The organism is Indioceanicola profundi, from assembly GCF_003568845.1.
Classification (GTDB): Bacteria; Pseudomonadota; Alphaproteobacteria; order Azospirillales; family Azospirillaceae; genus Indioceanicola; species Indioceanicola profundi.
On sequence record NZ_CP030129.1, the window covers coordinates 115,583 to 135,137 of the forward strand.

The window sequence follows — 19,555 nt, forward strand, 5'->3', positions numbered from 1 at the left end:
TCACTCCCGCGCGCCGCGCTTGGGCGGACGGTTCCAGTGCAGCGACCACGACGTGCCGTCCGCCTCGGCTCGGAACAGGTTGGCCCGGATCGGGTGCGTGAGGGTGGGATCGTCGAACAGCAGCGAGACGTAGTCGCCGGCCTTCTCTCCGGTGCGTTTCCAGCCGGCGCCGATCTCCGGACCATGGCCGTCCTCGCCGAGGTGAATGCGGTAGTCCGGCACGTTCTCGGCTTCCGACGGCTCGGCTGGAGCCAGGGTGAGCTGCACGTCGAGGGTGAGGGTGCGGACGCGGCCGGAATATCCGGACTTCGTGCGGGTGAATTCACCGATCTGGGGCATTTGCTGGTCCTTTCTGCAGCGAGTGTTGATGAGATCAGGTGCGATCAGTGGGTCGGAGCGCGCCACTCGTAGCGGCCGGTCCCGTCCTCGTCGGTCCAAAGGGGAACGGCACGGCCGAGGATCGAGCTGGCCTGAATGGGCCCGAAGTAGCGGCCGTCGAGACTGTCGCGGACCTGCCAGTTCATGAGGAAGACTTCGCCGCTGGCGATGCGACGGCAGTCCTGCCAGACCGGCAGCGGTCGGCCGCTGCGGTCACGTTCGAGCGCCGCTCCCATCTCGATGCCGTCGACCGTGATGGTGCCACCGATGCGGCACACATTCTGTCCCGGAAGGCCGACGACGCGCTTCATCAGCGGCGTGCCTGGGACCAGGTAACCGCGCTCGGCGAGGAAGCTCGCGAGCGGTTCCGGGGCCTCGACGGCGACGAGGTCGGTGACCTCCAGCCGCTCGATCGGCTGCACGGCATACAGCCCGATCGGCGTGCTGGCGGACGCGTTCCAGATGAGCTTGGTCGGCATGTCGATCACCGCGGTGGCGGCAACGCCCATAGCCGCTATGAGGGTGGCGAAGGTCCAAGCCAGGCGGGTCACGGCCCCGCCCTCCGCCGCTTCAGCCAGGCTTTATGTCGGCCTATCGCGTACGCCCGAGGCGCGTACCCTGCGGTCAGACGGTTGTGGACGTGGCGCCAATGGTCGGGCGCGACGTCGACGGGATCGATGCCGAGCGCTTCGATCGCGTCGATGGCCTGCAACACCCGCTCGACCTTGGGCCAGCCGTCGATCCGCAGCAGGATCTCGCCGCCGGGGCGCACGAAAGGCAGCGTCTGATACGGCTCGCCCGGGCCGACAGCGCGCACGATATCGATGCGTGAGAGGATCGTGCCGAAATCGTTCGCGGCCCAGCGGACGAAGGCGAAGGTCGCGTCGGGCGCGAAGCCGACGACGCGGCGTCGCCGGTCGAGGATCTGTTCGTGAACCTCACGGCCGAACCTGGTCCAGTGCTCGATCTTCCCTTCGAACCACGTCAGTTCGACGAAGGTGGTGAAGGGCGCGGCGGCGGCCGGCAGCGGGCCGCCGCGGACGCGGGCTGCCGCGTTGCCGCTCATGGAGCATCTCCCTGGCTCTCGGGAAATTCACGGGCCAGCAGCCCGCGCAGCATGTCTGCGACGGTCTGACCGCGCCGGAAGGCGACGACCTTGATGCGGCCGCGCAGCTCCGGCGTGGCGTCGATCGTCAGCCGGGCGGTGAAGCCGGAGGCCGCCTCGCGACGGTCGGGCGAATCGTCGGCTTTCTTGATCCAGGCCTCGGCGGTGCCCGGACGAGTGGCAAAGCTGGACTTCGAGGATCGAACGTTCACGGCGTGATCCTTCCGACCTCGGTGGCGAAGGCGGCGACCTCGCGCGCTGCCGGACCGTTCTCGTCCGTCTCGGAGACGAGGCGGCCGGATTGCGCGGCACCGGCGAAGGCGACACGCTGGCCGATGGTCGTCGCGAGCACTGGCGGGTCGTACTGGGCGAGAGTATCGGCGGTCTCGCGGGCAATGACGGTGCGTGCGCCGCAGCGGTTCAACGCGAAACGTGCGACAAGCTCCGGACGGTAGATCCGCGCCTCGCCGATCAACGACAGCATCTCGGCCGAAGCCCAGCCGTCGAAGGGAGACGGTTGAACGGGGACGAGCGCGAGGTCGGCGACAAGCAGCGCCGAGCGCATGAGCCCGGCGACACGAGGCGGTCCGTCGATGACGATGTGGTCGGCATCGCGCGCCAACTCGTGCGCTTCGCGATGAAGCGTGTCGCGCGCCAGCCCGACGACGCCGAACAGCCGCGGCAGACCTTCACGCGCACGCTGCTGCGACCAGTCGAGTGCCGAGCCCTGCGGATCGGCGTCGATCAGGGTGACGCGCTTTCCCTTGCCGGCCCATTCACCGGCGAGATGCAGCGCCAGCGTCGTCTTGCCGACGCCGCCCTTCTGGTTAAGGAGGGCGACGATCATCGTTCCCCTCCCGGCTTTCTTTCCGGCGGTCGACGTAGGCGCTCAGCAATCCGAGCGCGTACGGGGTTCGGTTTGCGGTCGGACGAAACGGGAGTTCTGTCGTCCGGAGGCGGCGAACAGCTTGTTGCCGGCGGTTCGGCGCTGTTCGGGAGCGGGCCTGCGAGACCCGATTCCAGTCGCACATTTCCGGAGCGCCGACCGAACCCTTCCACAGGGCCGCGCGCACTACAGAAGTTAGATTCCTTGTTAGACTCTAAGTTAAGGGGACGATTTTCGGTGTCTCTGCCGAGACTTAAGGCCGGTTCGGGTTCCCGATAGCACGAGCCTCCAGTTCCCGATGGCACGATAGTCGGGGTTCCCGATAGCACGAGGCCGCCCACAGGTTTTCCACAGGCCGCCGGCTCGAAGGCGAGGAGAACCCGCCCGCCGATCTCGACTTCCAGGAACAGCGTATATCCTGGCAGTGGCTGACGGCGGATGATGTCGCGCAGCTCGAAGGCAAAGCGCTTGAAGGGCGAAAGGCTTCCCGATTTCAGGTGGAGATGACGGAGGTCGAAGCGCCAGCCAGCCCGCTGTCTGCCGCCATGCTTGCGCACGAGACGATAGAGCCAGCGGTCGAGGCCGCCGGTGAGCCGGAAATAGGCCCGGTCGATCGTCAACACGAGCGCGTCGTCAAGGACGGCCCGATAGAACCAGTCAGGTGCGATCAGCTCAATACCGGCGGCGTTCCCGCGTCCGTCAGTCCGCTCGGTCCACTCGTTGATCCAGGAGAAGCGGTGCATGCGCCGCTCGGCCGGCTGACGGATGGATGTCGCGATGGTGGTGGACTGCAACCGGTCGAGCGCAGCCTTGAGGCGCTGATAATCGCGCGCACCGACGCCTCTCCCGATGAAGGTGAGGATCTCGTAGGGTGTCGCCGCCATCAGGCGGGACGTCCGCAGGCCGGCGTCCCGCGCTTCGACGATCTGGCTCGCGGCCCAGATCAGGATGTCGGCGTCCCAGATGGTCGCCATCCCGTGCTCGGGCACGGCCTCGACGCGGATGGTGACGTCGCCGGACCGGAAGTCGATCGGTGCGGTCCGGTGCGACTTGGAGAGGCTGAAGAAGGGATAGGCCATGAGGTCCTGCGCGTCTCGGGGCGCGAGATCGCCGGGAAGCGCGTGGAACAGCTCGAGCTGGTCGCGCTCGGATGTCAGGCGACGTCGTGCCGGCATTGTGAAAGCCGTCCGCGACGATCAGCGGCCGGCTCGACCGGCATGGGCCGGCGGCAAACCCTCGTGGCGCTTGGCGGGGAGCACGGTGCCGCGGCCGGGGTCGGCAGTGGAGCTCTTGGCGCCGAGATCGGCCCAGGACTGGAGGTCCTCGAGCGAATAGACGACGCGGCCGCCGAGCTTGCGATAGGCGGGGCCGGTCCCGTAGGTGCGATGCTTCTCGAGGGTCCGTCCGGACAGGCCGAGGAAGCGGGCAGCTTCTGGGGTTCTGAGAAAGCGCGGCGGCAAGCCGGCTGGAGTGGCGGACATGATCGGGCCTCCGTGGGTTCCGTTCGCATCGCCGAAGGTCGACGGCGAACGAGGGCCACGATGGCGAAGGGCGGCCGCGAGGGGGGATGGCGAAGACGGGGGTCAGAAAAACGCACCCCCGTCGGAGACTCAGGTGCAGCGTCAGGGTCGGCGTCGGTGGCGCAGGAGCTGGCGGTAGCCGCCGTCGATCATCCTGTTCCCGTCGCGGACGAGGCGGATCGTGGCGTCCCGCAGGGCGGAGCTCTTCCAGGGATCGGAGGCGACGCGGCCCCGGCCGTACATGACTTCGGCGATCTCGCGATAGGTCGCGCCGGCGGTGCGCCCGTCGACCGCTTGGAGCATGTGCTTGAGACGGCGACGCCGCTGCGTCGTTAGGCGGGTGTCCGGCGGCGCGGGCGGGCGGTCCAGGCCGTGCACCAGGCGAGCGAGGGCTTCCAGCCGGTCGGGCGCATCGGCGTCGAGCGGCAGGAGCGCGGCGAGCGGCTGGCCGGGCCGAGCATCGCCCACCACCAGCACGTGGATGGCGGCGGAGCCGGCGCCATGTACGATGTGCAGGCCCTCGTCGCCGAGGCGAGCAGTGACGGGATCGAGGTCAGCCGGCGAGGTGGGGACAATCCCGGAAAGCGTCGGTGTGGCGGTGAGCATCACCGTCCCAGGATCGGCTTCGGGCGCCCAGAACACAGGCGTCTCGGTCGCATCGAATGTCGGGCGGACAGGGAAATCGAAGCCCCCAGCGCAGCCGCGCCAAGTTCATCAGGCGTTCGCGATCGTCGGGCCGCCTTTCGATCTCTGCGTAGTCGTTCTGGTAGGCGGCGTTGCGACGCAGCCACTCCCAGGCGAGATCCGATGGGATGAGGTCGTTCATGTAGTCGTAGGCCGAGGACGATCGCCAGCGGGACGTGTCAGGCTTCATCAGCGTCTCCAGGCTCGCATGGGTCGTTCACACTCAGGCTGATACGATTCCCATTGGAGACGGCTCGTGGAAGTCCCGGCCGGCGCAACACACGTTGCAGCGGCTGCACCTCTGTCGCGGAGGCTAAACTAGTGGCGCCCCTCTTTGACCAGATGGCGGTACCCGTGCGCGCTCATCCAGCGGGCGCGGGCGAGATGGGTATCGTGGACGAGGCGGGCGCGCTCGGGCTCACGATCGGGATCGAGTCCGAAGAGGATCGAGACAGCTTCCTGCCAGTCGGCGCCGTCCGCCTCGGCATCGAGGAGGCGAATGTAGGTGACCATCTGTCGCCGGTCGTAATCGGTGAGCGTCGGGCTGTCCGGCGGGCAGTCCATGAAGTCACGTTGCGTCATGCAAGCCCTCTAAGTTGCACTAGGCCCCGGTAGTGATTGCTTAGCCATGTCGCCCCTGCACCGGGACGAATGAGCGTCTCCGGATCAGTCTCGGGCGAAGGATCGCTCAACGCCGCGCATTTGGCGTCAAGGCATCGTGCTATCGGCGGAATACCGGACAATCATCACTCCCTCGCCGCGGTCGGAGGTAAGCAGGACGATGCCGGCCGCTTCGAGAGCCCTGCGCACCTGATCGCGCGTCGATTCATGCACCTTGAGATCGTTCTCGGACTCAAGGCGCTTGAGCGCGGTCAGCGATACGAGGGCCTTGTCAGCGAGCGTCTCCTGATTCCAACCCAGCAACGCGCGCGCGGCCCGTGTCTGTCGGGCGGTGATCATGCATGATCACCTCCTACGGACACAGACGCACGTGCCACGAATACGACTGAAATAGTCGTTCTTGCTAAGCCGTGCCAGCGCAAATCGCGCGTAGCGTCTCTGTCTCGCCAGGGCGGAGGTGGCCTGTTCCGGTCGCCGAGGAGCTGGCCCCGCCCGGTCTGGACCGGGCGGGGCATGGATCAGGCGGCTCAGTCGCCGTTGCGGCGGCTGGGGCGGGACCAGATGAGGCTGTAACTCTCCTCGCCTTCGATGACGGTGTCGTCGAACAGGTTGGCGTAGATCGGAGCGGTGAAGCTCGGATCGTCGAGCTTGAGGCTCAGATAGTCGCGGCCCTCGTTCGAGCGCTTGGACCAGGCGGCGCCGATCTCGGCGCGGCCGACGAAGACCCGGTGGCTGGGGGCGTTGCCGTTGGTCGAGCCCTCTTCGGGGACGATGCGGACGTTCTTGGTCTGGACGCTGAGGGTGACGATCTCGCCGGTGAACTCGTTGCCGGACTTCTTGAAGGTGCCGATGGTCGCCATTGTCGTTCTCCTTGATCTCTGCTCCGAGCCCGCACCATTGCGGCCTCGATGGCGATCGGCGGGCCGAAGGCGATCGACGGCGCACCCGCTTGCGGGCCGGAGCGTCAGCGGAGGATGGCGCGAGAGCGACTTTCTTGGCTCGCGAGGAATGGGCGCGCAGCGCTCAGGGGAAGAAAGTCGATCGGCGCCGTTGCGGCATAGGCGATCGAGGCGCAGCCGACTTTCGGCCAGATCAGCCCATTGAGAGGCAGTTTGTAGCGGGCGATCGGCAAGGGGACGAAGGACATGGCGACTGATGCTTTTCAGATTGCCGGGCACTGCTCCACAGCGTTCAAGCGCAACCCGATCCGTTCGCCGACGCATCCGAACTGGGCGGCAGGCGAGCGTGCGTACGCGTTGCGGAGGGCCGCAACAAGGGACGTTTCCGCGCGGTCAGCTTAACCATCGCCTTCATAGTTCGAGCACTGATCTACCGCCTGCGCCGTATCGGTCAGCAGTTCCCCGGCAAGTTTCAGCAGTTGATCAATGCGCGGGTCGGAGAGCCGATAGTGGACAAAGCGTCCGCGCTGCTCGCCCGTCACCAAGCCGCATTCGCTCAGGCAGCGCAGATGATTCGAGACATTCGATTGGGACAGCGCGGTCGCTGCAACGATCTCCCCTACCGTCAGCCCGCGACTGCATAGGGCCTTGAGGATCGAAAGCCGCGACGGGTCCGCCAGCCCCCGGAACAGCTTTGCATGCAGTTCGACGGCGCTGGTGTGGCTTAGCAGCGGGGAAACGGCTCTGGTGGACATATCAGCGACCAATGATATGTTGGGGTCGTATCGTCTGGAAGATGTTCGATGAACCAAACAGCTTCAATAAGCGATCCCGACCCGGTGCGCTACCGCGTTACCGGGATGGACTGCCCCTCTTGCGCCGCAAAGATCGAGAAGGCGGTTCGATCGGTCGGCGCCGAGGAAGTGAAGGTCTCGACCGCAACGCAAGTCATGACGCTGCATGTCTCCGATCCGGCCGCACAACTGCCGGAAGTGGAGCGCGCCGTGACTGGGATCGGCTACCGGCTGGACCGCATGGGCGGCCCCAATGTCGATCACGAAGGCGACATCGACGATCTTCCGAAGGACATAGCCCACGCCACCCAGGCCTATCGGCGGGCGCTGTGGATTGTGATCCTGCTGAACGTCGGCTACGGCATTATAGAGATGTTTGGCGGGTTCATCTCCGGTTCGCAGGCGCTGAAAGCAGATGCCCTCGATTTCCTCGGTGATGGCCTGATCACGTTCCTTGGGGTGCTGGCGATCAGCTGGAGCCTGGTCTGGCGGGCCCGTTCCGCATTGATCCAGGGCCTGTTCCTTGGCGCGCTCGGCCTCGGGGTCCTCGCGAATACGGCATATCGGGTGCTGGTGCAGCAGCAGCCCGAGGCCGAGCTGATGGGTCTGTTCGCGGTGATCGCGCTCGTCGTCAACGTGGTCGCGGTTCTTCCGTTGCTGCCCCACCGGACCGGCGACGCCAATGTGCGAGCAGTCTGGCTGTTTTCGCGCAACGACGCGATCGGCAACGCCGCCGTCGTTGTCGCGGCGGGTCTGGTCGCCTGGAGCGGCACGGCGTGGCCCGACCTCGTTGTGGCGGCGGTGATCGCCGGGCTGTTCCTGCAATCCTCGTGGTCGATCATCCGCGATGCGAGAGCCGATCTGGAAGCGAGCGCATGAACGGTCGCTTGCTGGGAGTAGTCTGCGCCGCTACGGCGCTTGTTCTCGATCAGGGCAGCAAGGCGCTTGCTCTGGACTCACCGCGGCTCGCGGGCGGCGTGGAGATCCTGCCGGTCCTGAACCTCGTTCTCGTCCGCAACGATGGTGTCAGCTTCGGAATGCTCGGCGGGGTCGTGCCTTGGTGGGGTCTGGTCCTGCTTGCCGCTGCGATCGTGACATGGCTTTCGGTCTGGCTGTGGCGCTCGCAAAGCCGGGTGATCAGCGCGGCGCTTGGGCTGGTCATCGGCGGTGCTCTCGGCAATGTGGTTGATCGCGTACGCTTCCACGCCGTCACCGATCTTCTCGATTTCCATCTCGGAGCCTACCACTGGCCCGCCTTCAACCTTGCCGACGTCGCGGTGGTCTGCGGCGCGGCAATGCTGGTGCTGGACGGCTTTCGCGCGAAGGAAGAGCGAGGGCCTGCGAAAGCTTAAGGGGGATGGAGGCGCAAGCAACGGTCTGCCTGCAGTGGGCGCACCGTCGGTCACTGGGAATGAGTCTGTGTCCGAGGAGCGGCCGTACTCAATGAATTCGCCAGACTGCCTGAGAGATTGATCGTGACCATTATTCCGCGCGATGAGAGTTTCGATAGCACCCTTGCCTTGTTCCTGGACCCATACGGCTTCATCTCGAAGAGGTGCCGCCGATACGGGGCCGATCTCTTCCTCGCGCGAATCCTGCTCCGCAAAACGATCTGCATGACCGGTCCCGAGGCGGCCGAACTGTTCTATCGGCCGGATCTGTTCGTCCGGCGCGGCGCCATGCCAGGACGGATACAGAAGACCCTTCTCGGCCGGGGCGGCGTCCAGGGGCTGGACGACGAAGTGCATCGGCACCGCAAGCAGATGTTCATGTCGCTCATGGCGCCCGAGCGGATCGATCATTTGCGAGAGCTGGTCGACGGCCTGTGGCGCGTCTACGCTCAAAAATGGGCAACGATGGACCGGGTCGTCCTTTATGATGAGGTGCAAGAGCTGCTGACGAAAGCCGTTTGCGCATGGGCCGGCGTTCCACTGCCTGAGCCGGAGGTGAGTCGGCGCACCGCACAGCTCACGGCGCTGTTCGACGACGCGGGGGCGATCGGACCGAGGCACTGGTGGTCGCGCCTGTCCCGCATGCGCTCGGAACGGTGGATCGAGGACGTCATAGAGCAGGTTCGTGCCGGCCGCCTGAACCCGCCAGAAAAAAGCGCGGCGCTTGTAGTCGCCACGTGGCGGGACTTGGACAACGCGCTGTTGAGCCCACGCGTCGCCGCGGTGGAACTGCTGAACATATTGCGGCCGACCGTCGCCGTCTCCGTTTTCATCACATTTGCCGCGCACGCTCTGCATCGTTTTCCGGCCTGTCGCCAGGAGCTTCGGACCGACGATGAGAGTTTGGAGTTCTTCGTGCAGGAGGTCCGGCGTTTCTATCCGTTCTTTCCCGCGGTGATGGCGCGCGCAAGGCGTGATTTCGACTGGAACGGGTATCAGTTTCCGAGGGGACGGCGCGTGATGCTCGACCTCTACGGCACCAATCGCGATCCGCGAGCCTGGGACTCGCCGGAGGAGTTCCGGCCGGAGCGCTTTCGGAATTGGGATGGCAGTCCCTTCAATTTCATTCCGCAGGGAGGCGGCGACCACGACCTGAACCACCGCTGCCCCGGCGAGTGGATCACGATCGAGCTTATGAAGGTGTCCTGTAAATTTCTCGCGGCGAAGATCGATTACGACGTGCCGAAGCAGGATCTGCAGATCGATGCAACGAGACTGCCGGCCCTGCCAGAGAGCCGGTTCGTGATGAGCAACGTCAGACCCCGGAGGGAGTCGTGATCGCTGTCTGGGCCGGAGTTCTTCTCGCTGCCGTATGGCTGGCGCATTGGGGGGCGGAACACCTGGCCGACCCACTAAAGAAGCTGCGGCGGCAGTGGGGCTTCTCCGTCGCCGCTGGAGGCTCGTTTATCGGACTTGCAACCGCAAGCCCGGAGATCGGCATCAACGTCACGAGCGCCATCCGCGGTGTTGCCGATATTGGACTGGGAGCCATGCTGGGCGCCAACATCATAGTTGTGCCAATTTTCGTGGTCACCGCCTATCTTGCCACGCGGAAGAAGGAACTCGGCAACGAGCACCGCGATCACGAACGGGATCTGCGTGAGCACTTCCTGCCCGTGGACCCCGGCGCGATCACGGTGCAGGCGCTGCCTTATCTTGGCATTCTAGCCCTGGTCGCACTGCTCACGCTTCCGGCGCCGTGGCGGGGCCTTCAGCCGGTTGACGGCTGGATTCTGCTTCTCGCCTATCTGGCTTACCTCGCGCAGGCGCTTTTGCGCGGTCGCGAGAAGGGGCAGGAAATCGAATGGACCCGGCGCGAACAATGGTTCGCGGGCGGCGGCGTGGCCGCGCTCGCGGTCGGGGCTTATTTCATCGTCTTCTCGACCGAACAGATCGTGAGCGTCCTCGGCATTCAGAAAATCGTCGGCGGATTGTTCATCACCGCACCTGTGGCGGCGCTGCCAGAGGTCTTCGCCACATGGAGCCTTGCCCGCAGGGGGCAGATCACGGCGGCAGTGACAGACGTGATAGGCGACATGGCGGCAACAATGACCATGGCCTTCATCCCGCTGACGATCATCGCAATGCCGATCGGTAATCTGCATCTCTACTGGGTGAGCCTGACCTTCGTGGCTGTCATGCCTGCGCTCTATGCGGCGCTTCTCTGGTGGGGCGGGCGAGAAACCGGCTTTCGGCGTTGGCAGGTGCTGATCTTCCCTGTTGTTTATGTGGTGTACGTGGTTCTGGTCGTCTTTTGGGTGCGGCCCTTCGGCGGTAGTTTGTCGCCGCAGGGATAAGAAGTCCCATGGAATTGGGATGACAATTCCAACAATCCTCGCGCGGCTGACCGCTTTATAGGTTATCTGGAGTCGCAATCCTGAGTCACGGAAAGGGATGGCGCAAACGCTTGGCAGCACCGCTTCGGTCGCCGAGGAGCTGGCCCCGCCCGGTCTGGACCGGGCGGGGCATGGATCAGGCGGCTCAGTCGCCGTTGCGGCGGCTGGGGCGGGACCAGATGAGGCTGTAACTCTCCTCGCCTTCGATGACGGTGTCGTCGAACAGGTTGGCGTAGATCGGAGCGGTGAAGCTCGGATCGTCGAGCTTGAGGCTCAGATAGTCGCGGCCCTCGTTCGAGCGCTTGGACCAGGCGGCGCCGATCTCGGCGCGGCCGACGAAGACCCGGTGGCTGGGGGCGTTGCCGTTGGTCGAGCCCTCTTCGGGGACGATGCGGACGTTCTTGGTCTGGACGCTGAGGGTGACGATCTCGCCGGTGAACTCGTTGCCGGACTTCTTGAAGGTGCCGATGGTCGCCATTGTCGTTCTCCTTGATCTCTGCTCCGAGCCCGCACCATTGCGGCCTCGATGGCGATCGGCGGGCCGAAGGCGATCGACGGCGCACCCGCTTGCGGGCCGGAGCGTCAGCGGAGGATGGCGCGAGAGCGACTTTCTTGGCTCGCGAGGAATGGGCGCGCAGCGCTCAGGGGAAGAAAGTCGATCGGCGCCGTTGCGGCATAGGCGATCGAGGCGCAGCCGACTTTCGGCCAGATCAGCCCATTGAGAGGCCGTTTGGAGCGGTCGACGAGCAGGGACAACTCAAGGAGATGAAGGCGGCCATTCTCGACCAAGAACAGGTCGCGGTGACGTCGCTGACGAGATCGGCTGCCGTCCAGACCCGAAGACGCCCGTTCACGTCCGAACCAGGGATCGGCGGTCCGGGGAACGCCTCACACCCTCGTGTCCGGTCCGCACCTTAGGAGGCTCCGTTGTCAGCGCCCGAGAGCAACGTCGTCATGAGCCTTGCTGACGATTCCGATCGCCGCGATAGCTTTGCCGACAGGATGACGGGAACGGATCGAAGGTAAGATTGAGGCGCTCGCCCGGCAAGTGCGCTCAGGCGCGTGCGATGCTTTGCCCCGTCGGCGCGGGCGCGGCCAAGGTCGTCACGCGCACGAATGCGGTGATGCCGACGGCGATCGCGCCGATCACGGAGAAGATGAGCTGCCACGTCTCCGACGGCATGGCGTGCTTGACGATTCCGTGCGTGGCGTAGAACCCGGCGATGGCCGCGGGTGCGACAAAGGCGAGTGCCACGCCCACGCGCAGCCAGACGGGGCGCGCCAGCATCAGGACGATCTGACCGACGAAGAGCGTCAGGAAGGCGGCCACGGCGCCGACGGCGATGCCGCCGGGCCAGCCGGCGCCCGCGTGGTAGGCCCAGACGCCCATCGTCACGCCCGCAAAGAGCGGCAGCGCGAAGACGGCCAGCGTGAACAGGAGCCAGCAGAAGAAACCGATGGCGACGATGCTGAGAAGGATGCCGAGGATCATCATGGTGGCGGCCTCCGTGACGAAAGATCGATGGGACGCGCCTTCCACCACCACCACGGCGCCACTGCGAGCATAGCCGAAGATGTGCGACGGCGGGAGCGGAAATCCGCGCGCCGTGCACGTTCGAGGGATTTGGGGACGGCGGCGCTCACGTGCCGCCGCTGCCGAACTTCCAGACCGGGATGCCGAGTTTCCTTGCCTTGTCGGCGAGGTTCTCCTGGATGCCGGTGCCGGGGAAGACCATCACGCCGATCGGTAGCACCTCCAGCATCGCGTCGTTGCGCTTGAAGGGGGCGGCCTTAGCGTGCCTGGTCCAGTCGGGCTTGAAGGCGATCTGCGGCACGTTCCGGTGATCGGCCCAGCGGGCGGCGATGCGTTCGGCGCCCTTCGGCGAGCCGCCATGCAGCAGCACCATGTCGGGGTGCTTGGCGTGGACCTGGTCGAGCTTCGCCCAGATCAGGTGATGGTCGTTGAAGTCGAGCCCGCCGGTGACGGCCACCTTCGGGCCCGCCGGCAGGAGCACCTCGGCTTCGGCGCGCCTCTTCGCGGCGAGGAAGTCGCGGCTGTCGATCATCGCCGATGTCATGGCCTTATGATTGACCATGGAGCCGCTGCGTGGCCGCCAGGACGAGCCGGTGTGCCGCTCGAAGTGCTCGGCGGCCTGGTCGCGCATCAGCTCGAAGGCGTTGCGGCGCTCGATCAGGGTCTGCCCCTCAGCCGTGAGGCGCTCGAGATCGACCGATTTCACCTCGGAGCCGTCCTGTTCCCTCTGGCTGCGGCGCTGCGCCTGCTCGTTGTCGTCGAGCTCGCGCTCGATCCGGTGGACCGCGCGGTGGAAGAGATTGACAGTCGACCAGAGCAGGTCCTCGAGGTCTGGCTCGAGGCGCGTGTCACCCATGGTGGCGATCAGGGCGTCGAAGATGTCGGCAACGGCGCCGGCGATGGCGTTGCCTTCGGGGAGCGGTCTGGGGTCGGGCTCGTTGTGGAAGGGGCGGAAGCCGTAGAGCTGGAGCTCGGTCAGGACGTGATCGGTCGGTGATGCGCTGTGGTGGGGCTCGAAGGTGTCGTCGTCTTCGTTCGTCATGGGGATGCTCCCGTGTCGGTTGGCCGCGCCCGCCGCGGCCTTCGTGGCGCCGAAAGACGGTGGGCGGAGCGGGCCTGCACTCGGGAGCGGAGCGGACGAGCTGGAGCGGCAGCGGAGGATGGCGGAGGCCGGTTCTTTTGCTTCGCGCTGCAAAGCGGCCCGGAGGGCTGCGGCGGAAAAGAACCGGTCGGAGCCATTGCCGGCCCGGACCGGCTGCCGTCCGGTCGCCCTCTAGAAGGCCGAGGCGCGGCCCTCTCCGGCAGCGGATGGGAACAGCCCGCGGCGAAGAGGGTGACGCCGATCCCGCTACCCCTGCCGCCTCGCCGTTCAGGCCGGGACGGAGATCTCCATGAAGCGGGCAACATCCTCTGGAGAGAGCTGGACCCGCACCGATGCCCTGAGGGTGCCGAGACCATGCAGGCGGAGATCCTCGTTGAAGTCGCCCAGCCGCGGCGACAGCGTGAGCGCCTCGATCCCGGCCGCCTCGGCCCGTTCGACGAGGTGATCCCGGGCGCCGTCGCCGGCCGGATCATCGTCGCGGACGATGTAGACCCGGCGCAGCGCCTGCGGGAAGGCCAGGGCGGCGAGATGAGCCGCCGAGAGCGCCGCCGCCATCGGCATGGCGGGCAGGACGCATCTGAGCGAGAGCATGGTCTCGATGCCTTCGCCGGCCGCCATGGTCTCGCCGGCCACGCCGAAGCGCACGGCTTGCCCGAGCAGGTCGCCCATGGCGCGTCGTGGCGTGCCGATCGGCGCCTTGCCGAGCCTCGCCTCGCTGAAGCCTTCCGGATCGAGCCAGGTGCGATGCGCTCCGGTCAGGTGCCCGGCGAGATCAGTGACGGCAGCGATCATCGCAGGCCAGACCTCTGTCGGCGCGTGCTCGTCCGGCCGGTAGTAGCAGCGCGGATGGAAACGCAGCGATCCGGTTCCGTACAAAGTCGTAATCCCGCGTTTCCGGAGATACGCCTCGGCGAGGGTGCCTGCGATCGGTTGTGCCATGGCGAAAAGACGCCGTGCCGCTTCCGGCGATCCCGTCGGTGTGGGAGCTGCCTTGCGCCCTGGCACCGCCCGGTGCGGTTCGGGATGCGGCAAGCTGAGAAAGCGTCGTGCCTCGTCGGCGATGTCGTGGAAGTCGACGAGACCGAGGGCTTCGCGGATGATGTCGAGCAGATCGCCGTGCTCTCCAGTGGCGGCGTCGGTCCATTTGCCGGCCGCCCCCTTGCCGGACTCGGGTCCGGTCAAGCGGACGAACATGGAGCGGCCGGGCGTGTTGCGGACATCGCCCACCATCCAGTAACGCCCCTCGCGCCGTCCGTTGGAGAGATAGGTGCGGCACACAGCCTCGGCGTGATTGCCAAGGCGGCGGGCCAGGTCCGAGGCGTCCCGGGCCATCACGCGACCTCCCGTTCGGCGATGCGCTCGAGCGGGAAGCGGTCCAACACCTTGGCGAGGATCGCGGGACCCGAGGCGTCCGTCGGCACGAAGAGGCGCAGCTTCCAGGAGATGATCTCGCCGAAAAGCCCATCGGCCTTGAGACGGTCGCGCATGGTCTCGGTGAAACCGGTGAGCTCGATCCGGTTTGCACCCATGACGCGGGCGCGACGAAGCTGAAGGCCCTCGGCGAGGTCGAGGACGGTGCGCCCGTCCATCACCGCAGCGAAAGCATCGGCTGGCGAGAGTGCGATCGTACCCGCCGCCGCGGCGGTCGCTGCCCAGGCCGGCGAGACCTTGCGGCCGATGATGCGCTCGCCCGTGTCGGTCTGAAGCCGGTAGACCCGCGTCGACTCGTTGGGCAGGCGCTTCCAGATCGGCAGCAGGAGGCCGGCGACGATGTGGATCGTGCTGTCGGTGAACTCGGGCACCGACGCGACCTCCTTCTCCCATGCCTGGACGAAGGCTGTGCGATCGGCCTCGACCCAATGGGTATCGCCCATGACAGAGAGCCCCACGTTAGTCGCCTCCATCGGCCGGACCAGCCGAACCCGGCGTTCGACCGAGCCATCGTCGTCGATCAGGCTCGTGGTCGGGATGCGCACCGCGGCCCGGCCGGAGCGGTCGTTCACCAGCAGCGCTGCGCGTGGGTCGGCGAGATGATCGAGCGCCTCGTCGAGCGTCACCGGCCGGTTGCGCTCGCGTTGCGCGATGGTGAGCAGCGTCGTCACCGCGCCGGTCGCCGGATGAGTGTGGATCGGCTGTCGGTCCGTGACGGTGAAGCGCTCGGCGCGCAGCGTCTCCAGCCCGATATCGTAGGTTCCGCTGGCGATCGCGCCTTCGATCCGGGCGGTGAGCAGCTGCTCGAAGCTCGCGAAGAGGACGTTCTGCAGGTCGATGGTCAGCGCCAGCACGCGGTTGAGGAAGGTGGTGATCGGCGGCAACTCGTCCCTGGCGCCGTTCGCATCGGTGAGCTTGAGCCCGGTCGTCTCCTCGAAGACCTGGAGCGGGCAACCCTCGACCTTGCCGGCGACTATCAGCAAATAGAGCCGCCGCAGCGCATCGCGCGCATAGGCGCTCTCGAGATTGTCCTCGGCGCGGAACAGGCCCTGGCCGCCAGTCTGGCGTGCCCCTCGCGTGATCGCGCCCAGCGTGTCGAGACGCCGAGCGATGGTCGAGAGGAAGCGCTTCTCCGCCTTCACGTCGGTGGCGATCGGGCGGAAGAGCGGCGGCTGCGCCTGGTTGGTGCGGTTGGTCCGCCCGAGACCCTGGATGGCGGCATCGGCCTTCCAGCCCGGCTCCAGCAGGTAGTGGACCCTGAGCCGCCGGTTCTTCGCGGCGAGATCGGCATGGTAGGAGCGCCCGGTGCCGCCGGCGTCCGAGAAGACCAGGATTCGCTTGGCGTCATCCATGAAGGCCTGTGTCTCGGCGAGGTTGGCCGCGACGGCGCGGCTTTCGACGGCGAGGCGGTCGCCCCTGCCGTCGGCGCCCGACTTCCGGACGATGCGCCGCGAGCGGCCCGTCACCTCGGCCACCATCTCGGTGCCAAAGCGCTGGACGATCTGGTCGAGCGCTCCGGGCACCGGCGGCAGCGAGGCGAGTTTCTCGATCAGCCGGTCGCGCCGGGCGACGGCTTCACGGCTTTCGACCGGCTGGCCGTCACGGAACACCGGCCGCGAGCAGAGGTTGCCCTCGCCGTCGGTGAAGGGCTCGTAGAGCTGCACCGGGAAGGAGTGCGAGAGGTAGTCGAGGACATATTCGCGCGGGGTGATGTCGACCTGGACGTCGTTCCAATCCTCGGTCGGGATCTCCGCGAGCCGGCGCTCCATCAGCGCCTCGCCGGTCGAGACGATCTGCACGACGGCGGCGTGGCCGTTCTCGAGATCCCGTTCGATCGCACCGATCAGCGACGGCGTCTTCATCGCCGTGATGAGGTGATTGAAGAAGCGCTGCTTGGCGCTCTCGAAGGCCGAGCGGGCAGTGGACTTCGCCTGGCCGTTCAGCGTTCCGGTGTCGCCGGTGACGTTGGTCGCCCGCATGGCGGCGTCGAGGTTGTTGTGGATGATCGCAAAGGCGCCGGCGTAGGCGTCGTAGATGCGCCGCTGCTCCGGCGTGAGCCGGTGCTCGATGAGCTCGTATTCGACACCCGCGTAGGAGAGCGAGCGGGCTTGATAGAGGCCGAGCGCATTGAGGTCGCGCGCCAGCACCTCCATGGCGGCGACACCGCCATCCTCGATCGCCTCGACGAACTCCGCGCGCGTGGCGAAGGGGAAGTCCTCGCCGCCCCAGAGGCCGAGACGCTGGGCGTAGGCGAGATTGTGCACGGTGGTGGCGCCGGTCGCCGAAACGTAGACGACGCGCGCGTCCGGCAGCGCGTGCTGGAGACGAAGCCCGGCGCGGCCCTGCTGCGAGGCGGCCTGCTCGCCGCGTTCGCCCTTCGAACCCGCGGCATTCTGCATGGCGTGGCTCTCGTCGAAGACGATCACTCCGTCGAAGTCGGAGCCCAACCAGTCGACGATCTGCTGGACGCGCGAAACCTTCGCTCCGCGCTCGTCGGAGCGCAGCGTGGCGTAGGTCGTGAAAAGGATGCCTTGCGCCAGACGGATCGGCGTTCCCTGGCGAAAGCGCGACAGCGGCGTGACCAGCAGGCGCTCCTGGCCGAGCGCCGACCAGTCGCGCTGCGCGTCCTCGATCAGCTTGTCGGACTTTGAGACCCAGACCGCACGCCGGCGGCCCTTGAGCCAGTTGTCGAGCAGGATGCCGGCGACCTGCCGGCCCTTGCCCGCGCCGGTGCCGTCGCCGAGGAACCAGCCGCGCCGGAAGCGCACGGCGCCGTCGTGGTCGTCGGTGGCCGCGGTGACGACATCGTAGGTCTCATCGACAGCCCAAGCGCCGGCGAGGTGCTGGGCATGGGCCTCGCCGGCATAGATGAGGCTCTCCAGCTGGGCGTCGGACAGCGTGCCGTCGGCGACGAGATGCGGCGGCAGGTGCGGGCGATAGCTCGGCTTGGGCGGTGCCACCGAGGCCATGGCCGCGGATTGCACGAGCGTGGTCGGATGCGCCTGTGCGCCGGGAATGCGGATCGATTGCAGCGCGTAGTCCTCATAGAGGACGTCGGTGAGGTGCACGCCTCCGGCCGGCACCCAGTCGACGGTCTCGTAGGCGAGTTCTTCACCTCCGGATTGGAACGTCGTTGCTGTCTTCGTGGGAGTACGGGTATCGGCAGGCAGGCCGGTCTCCACACGCCGCGTAGCCTTGCAGACGGGCACCTTCTCGGGAAGCGACACCGGCGAGCGCGGCGGCACATGAGCTTCGATCCACGCGAGCAGCGTGGCGACATCGGGCGCCGTGCCCGGCGAGGCCGGGAAGGACGCGGGATCGTCGGCCGGAACCTTGTCGATCACGGTGAGCCGCGTGTCGATTGTCGTCCCGTGCCTCGCATAGACACGGCCGTCGACGGCGGCAGTGAAGACGATGCGGCCGCACCCCTGCAGGCGGACGAAGGCGTCGCGCCATCTCGGAGCATCGGGCGCGAAGCCGGCGCCGGTGATGGCGACGAGCCGCCCGCCGGGCGCCAGGCGCGCCAGCGCCGAGGCGACATGGCGCCAGGCGGCGTCCGCCATGCGCCCAGAGACGTTCGCCATCGCCGAGAAGGGCGGGTTCATCAGCACGACGCTGGGCACGACGCTCGCGTCGAGGTGATCGTCGATCTGGGCGGCGTCGAAACGGGTGACGAGGGTGGCCGGGAAGAGTGCGGCGAGAAGATCGGCGCGGGCCCCGGCGAGCTCGTTGAGCGCGAGCGTGCCGTCGGCGATCTCGGCGAGGATCCCGAGGAGACCCGTGCCGGCGGACGGCTCCAGCACGAGATCCTCACCCGTGATCGCAGCCGCCGTCGCTGCGGCGAAGCCGAGGGCGATCGGCGTGGAGAACTGCTGGAAAGCTTCGCCCTCTTCGGAGCGGCGTGTGTGCGACGGCAGAAGATCCGCGACCTTCGCCAGCAGCGGCAGCGTGGCGGCCGGAGAACCGGCTTTGCGGAAAATCGCCTTGCCGTATCTGCGCAGGAACAGGACAGCCGTGCCTTCGCAGGCATCATAGGCGGTCTTCCAGTCCCAGACGCCCTCGGCGTCGGACCCGCCGAAGGCGGCGTCCATCGCGGCGCGCAAGGTGGGTGCGTCGATGATGCGGCCCCGTTCGAGATGGGAGAGGAGCAGACCGGCGGCATCGAAGATGCGCGGAGCGGGGTGGATCGGAACGGCAGGGCGGGCAGCGGCGTCGAGCGCCGCCAAGGGGATCGGACGTGTCATGCAGGAGACCTCGGGAGAGCGGGAACGGGCGGAGCCGATCGGCGCTCTCTCTGACCGCACCGGCTCGAACCCGTCCCGGCAGGCCTCTCGCTCTCATCACGGCATCGTCCTTCGCGTGCGGGCGCTGGCGGCCGACGGTCCCAACTCCAGCCCAGGAACTGGTTCTGATCCATCCGTTTGGAGGCTAGACTCGCCAACCAAGACAATCCGGATCCGGCCATCCCTCCGCGAGGGCGCACCCTTGGCAGAGGAGATATGACCATCACGAGGAGGTGACGATGGGAGAAGTTCGGTGGGCGTCATCGAGGTGACTGCCCTCAAGGTCGGCTTTGGGGCCCGACTCGAAATGCATTCGGTCCTGCTTTCGACGGGGCCGTCCATTGTGTGGCCGACACTTGTCCTCTATGCGGACAATCCGAGCTTTCGCTGCGGTCGCCCCAATGGCGGGTATCTGCATCTCGCGATAAAGACGATGAGACGATCGGCACGTCGGGCAAAATACAGACCGTTGCCACGCCTGCAGCCGTCGGCGCCACACTGTGCCGGCCGATTGGAGAGCAACACCGTCGA

Annotated in this window: 23 protein-coding genes; 4 read left to right on the plus strand and 19 right to left on the minus strand. The window is 66.8% G+C overall.

Annotated features, from left to right (window positions below):
* The 14 genes from DOL89_RS23835 to DOL89_RS23895 form a co-directional block, all read right to left on the minus strand.
* The gene (locus DOL89_RS23835; protein ID WP_119681862.1) at positions 1-339 is read right to left on the minus strand and encodes a DUF736 domain-containing protein; all 339 of its coding nucleotides are present in this window, start codon (positions 337-339) and stop codon (positions 1-3) included.
* Between the two features lie 44 nt (positions 340-383).
* Positions 384-929: a S26 family signal peptidase gene (locus DOL89_RS23840; protein WP_225890115.1), complete on the minus strand. Its 546-nt coding sequence runs from the start codon at positions 927-929 to the stop codon at positions 384-386.
* Entirely contained in the window at positions 926-1,444 is a 519-nt protein-coding gene (locus DOL89_RS23845) for a DUF2840 domain-containing protein (RefSeq protein ID WP_119681863.1), read from the minus strand. Before DOL89_RS23845 ends, DOL89_RS23840 begins: the two co-directional genes overlap by 4 nt.
* Complete coding sequence (locus DOL89_RS23850) at positions 1,441-1,695, minus strand: hypothetical protein (protein WP_119681864.1); 255 nt, start codon at positions 1,693-1,695, stop codon at positions 1,441-1,443. Before DOL89_RS23850 ends, DOL89_RS23845 begins: the two co-directional genes overlap by 4 nt.
* The gene (parA, locus tag DOL89_RS23855) at positions 1,692-2,330 is read right to left on the minus strand and encodes a ParA family partition ATPase (RefSeq protein WP_119681865.1); all 639 of its coding nucleotides are present in this window, start codon (positions 2,328-2,330) and stop codon (positions 1,692-1,694) included. The genes DOL89_RS23850 and parA overlap by 4 nt, the downstream gene beginning before the upstream one ends.
* The gene (locus tag DOL89_RS23860; protein WP_119681866.1) at positions 2,327-3,544 is read right to left on the minus strand and encodes a replication initiator protein A; all 1,218 of its coding nucleotides are present in this window, start codon (positions 3,542-3,544) and stop codon (positions 2,327-2,329) included. Before DOL89_RS23860 ends, parA begins: the two co-directional genes overlap by 4 nt.
* A 21-nt stretch (positions 3,545-3,565) precedes the next feature.
* Positions 3,566-3,850, minus strand: a complete 285-nt coding sequence (locus tag DOL89_RS23865) for a helix-turn-helix transcriptional regulator (protein ID WP_119681867.1) — start codon at positions 3,848-3,850, stop codon at positions 3,566-3,568.
* A 141-nt stretch (positions 3,851-3,991) separates the two neighbouring features.
* On the minus strand, positions 3,992-4,495 hold the full coding sequence (locus DOL89_RS23870) for a DUF2285 domain-containing protein (protein WP_119681868.1): 504 nt from the start codon (positions 4,493-4,495) through the stop codon (positions 3,992-3,994).
* Complete coding sequence (locus DOL89_RS25290; RefSeq protein WP_162937867.1) at positions 4,443-4,763, minus strand: transcriptional regulator domain-containing protein; 321 nt, start codon at positions 4,761-4,763, stop codon at positions 4,443-4,445. The genes DOL89_RS23870 and DOL89_RS25290 overlap by 53 nt, the downstream gene beginning before the upstream one ends.
* 128 nt (positions 4,764-4,891) lie before the next feature.
* Entirely contained in the window at positions 4,892-5,155 is a 264-nt protein-coding gene (locus tag DOL89_RS23875) for a DNA -binding domain-containing protein (RefSeq protein ID WP_119681869.1), read from the minus strand.
* A 126-nt stretch (positions 5,156-5,281) separates the two neighbouring features.
* Positions 5,282-5,533, minus strand: a complete 252-nt coding sequence (locus tag DOL89_RS23880) for a helix-turn-helix domain-containing protein (RefSeq protein WP_119681870.1) — start codon at positions 5,531-5,533, stop codon at positions 5,282-5,284.
* Between the two features lie 188 nt (positions 5,534-5,721).
* Positions 5,722-6,054 carry a DUF736 domain-containing protein gene (locus DOL89_RS23885; RefSeq protein WP_119681871.1) on the minus strand — a complete coding sequence of 111 codons (333 nt, stop codon included), beginning with the start codon at positions 6,052-6,054 and terminating at the stop codon, positions 5,722-5,724.
* Between the two features lie 104 nt (positions 6,055-6,158).
* On the minus strand, positions 6,159-6,341 hold the full coding sequence (locus DOL89_RS25295; RefSeq protein WP_225890116.1) for a hypothetical protein: 183 nt from the start codon (positions 6,339-6,341) through the stop codon (positions 6,159-6,161).
* 150 nt (positions 6,342-6,491) lie between these two features.
* On the minus strand, positions 6,492-6,848 hold the full coding sequence (locus tag DOL89_RS23895; RefSeq protein ID WP_119681872.1) for an ArsR/SmtB family transcription factor: 357 nt from the start codon (positions 6,846-6,848) through the stop codon (positions 6,492-6,494).
* Positions 6,849-6,896: 48 nt separating this feature from the next.
* Between DOL89_RS23895 and DOL89_RS23900 the strand changes: the two genes are divergently transcribed.
* From DOL89_RS23900 to DOL89_RS23915, 4 genes are all read left to right on the plus strand, one after another.
* Positions 6,897-7,766 (plus strand): cation transporter, encoded by an 870-nt coding sequence (locus tag DOL89_RS23900; RefSeq protein ID WP_119681873.1) that lies wholly within the window; start codon positions 6,897-6,899, stop codon positions 7,764-7,766.
* Positions 7,763-8,239 carry a signal peptidase II gene (gene lspA, locus DOL89_RS23905; RefSeq protein ID WP_205574753.1) on the plus strand — a complete coding sequence of 159 codons (477 nt, stop codon included), beginning with the start codon at positions 7,763-7,765 and terminating at the stop codon, positions 8,237-8,239. Before DOL89_RS23900 ends, lspA begins: the two co-directional genes overlap by 4 nt.
* Positions 8,240-8,362: 123 nt before the next feature.
* Entirely contained in the window at positions 8,363-9,616 is a 1,254-nt protein-coding gene (locus tag DOL89_RS23910; RefSeq protein WP_119682015.1) for a cytochrome P450, read from the plus strand.
* On the plus strand, positions 9,613-10,635 hold the full coding sequence (locus DOL89_RS23915; RefSeq protein ID WP_119681874.1) for a sodium:calcium antiporter: 1,023 nt from the start codon (positions 9,613-9,615) through the stop codon (positions 10,633-10,635). Before DOL89_RS23910 ends, DOL89_RS23915 begins: the two co-directional genes overlap by 4 nt.
* 184 nt (positions 10,636-10,819) lie before the next feature.
* Here the strand turns inward: DOL89_RS23915 and DOL89_RS23920 are convergent, their stop codons facing one another.
* The 5 genes from DOL89_RS23920 to DOL89_RS23945 form a co-directional block, all read right to left on the minus strand.
* Positions 10,820-11,152, minus strand: coding sequence for a DUF736 domain-containing protein (locus tag DOL89_RS23920; protein WP_119681871.1), 333 nt, complete (start codon positions 11,150-11,152; stop codon positions 10,820-10,822).
* 576 nt (positions 11,153-11,728) lie between these two features.
* Positions 11,729-12,169 carry a hypothetical protein gene (locus tag DOL89_RS23930; RefSeq protein ID WP_119681875.1) on the minus strand — a complete coding sequence of 147 codons (441 nt, stop codon included), beginning with the start codon at positions 12,167-12,169 and terminating at the stop codon, positions 11,729-11,731.
* Between the two features lie 145 nt (positions 12,170-12,314).
* Positions 12,315-13,250, minus strand: a complete 936-nt coding sequence (locus DOL89_RS23935; RefSeq protein WP_119681876.1) for a DUF2493 domain-containing protein — start codon at positions 13,248-13,250, stop codon at positions 12,315-12,317.
* Positions 13,251-13,577: 327 nt separating this feature from the next.
* Entirely contained in the window at positions 13,578-14,642 is a 1,065-nt protein-coding gene (locus DOL89_RS23940; RefSeq protein ID WP_119681877.1) for a DUF7146 domain-containing protein, read from the minus strand.
* On the minus strand, positions 14,642-18,985 hold the full coding sequence (locus tag DOL89_RS23945) for a strawberry notch family protein (protein WP_119681878.1): 4,344 nt from the start codon (positions 18,983-18,985) through the stop codon (positions 14,642-14,644). The genes DOL89_RS23940 and DOL89_RS23945 overlap by 1 nt, the downstream gene beginning before the upstream one ends.
* Between the last annotated feature and the right edge of the window lie 570 nt (positions 18,986-19,555).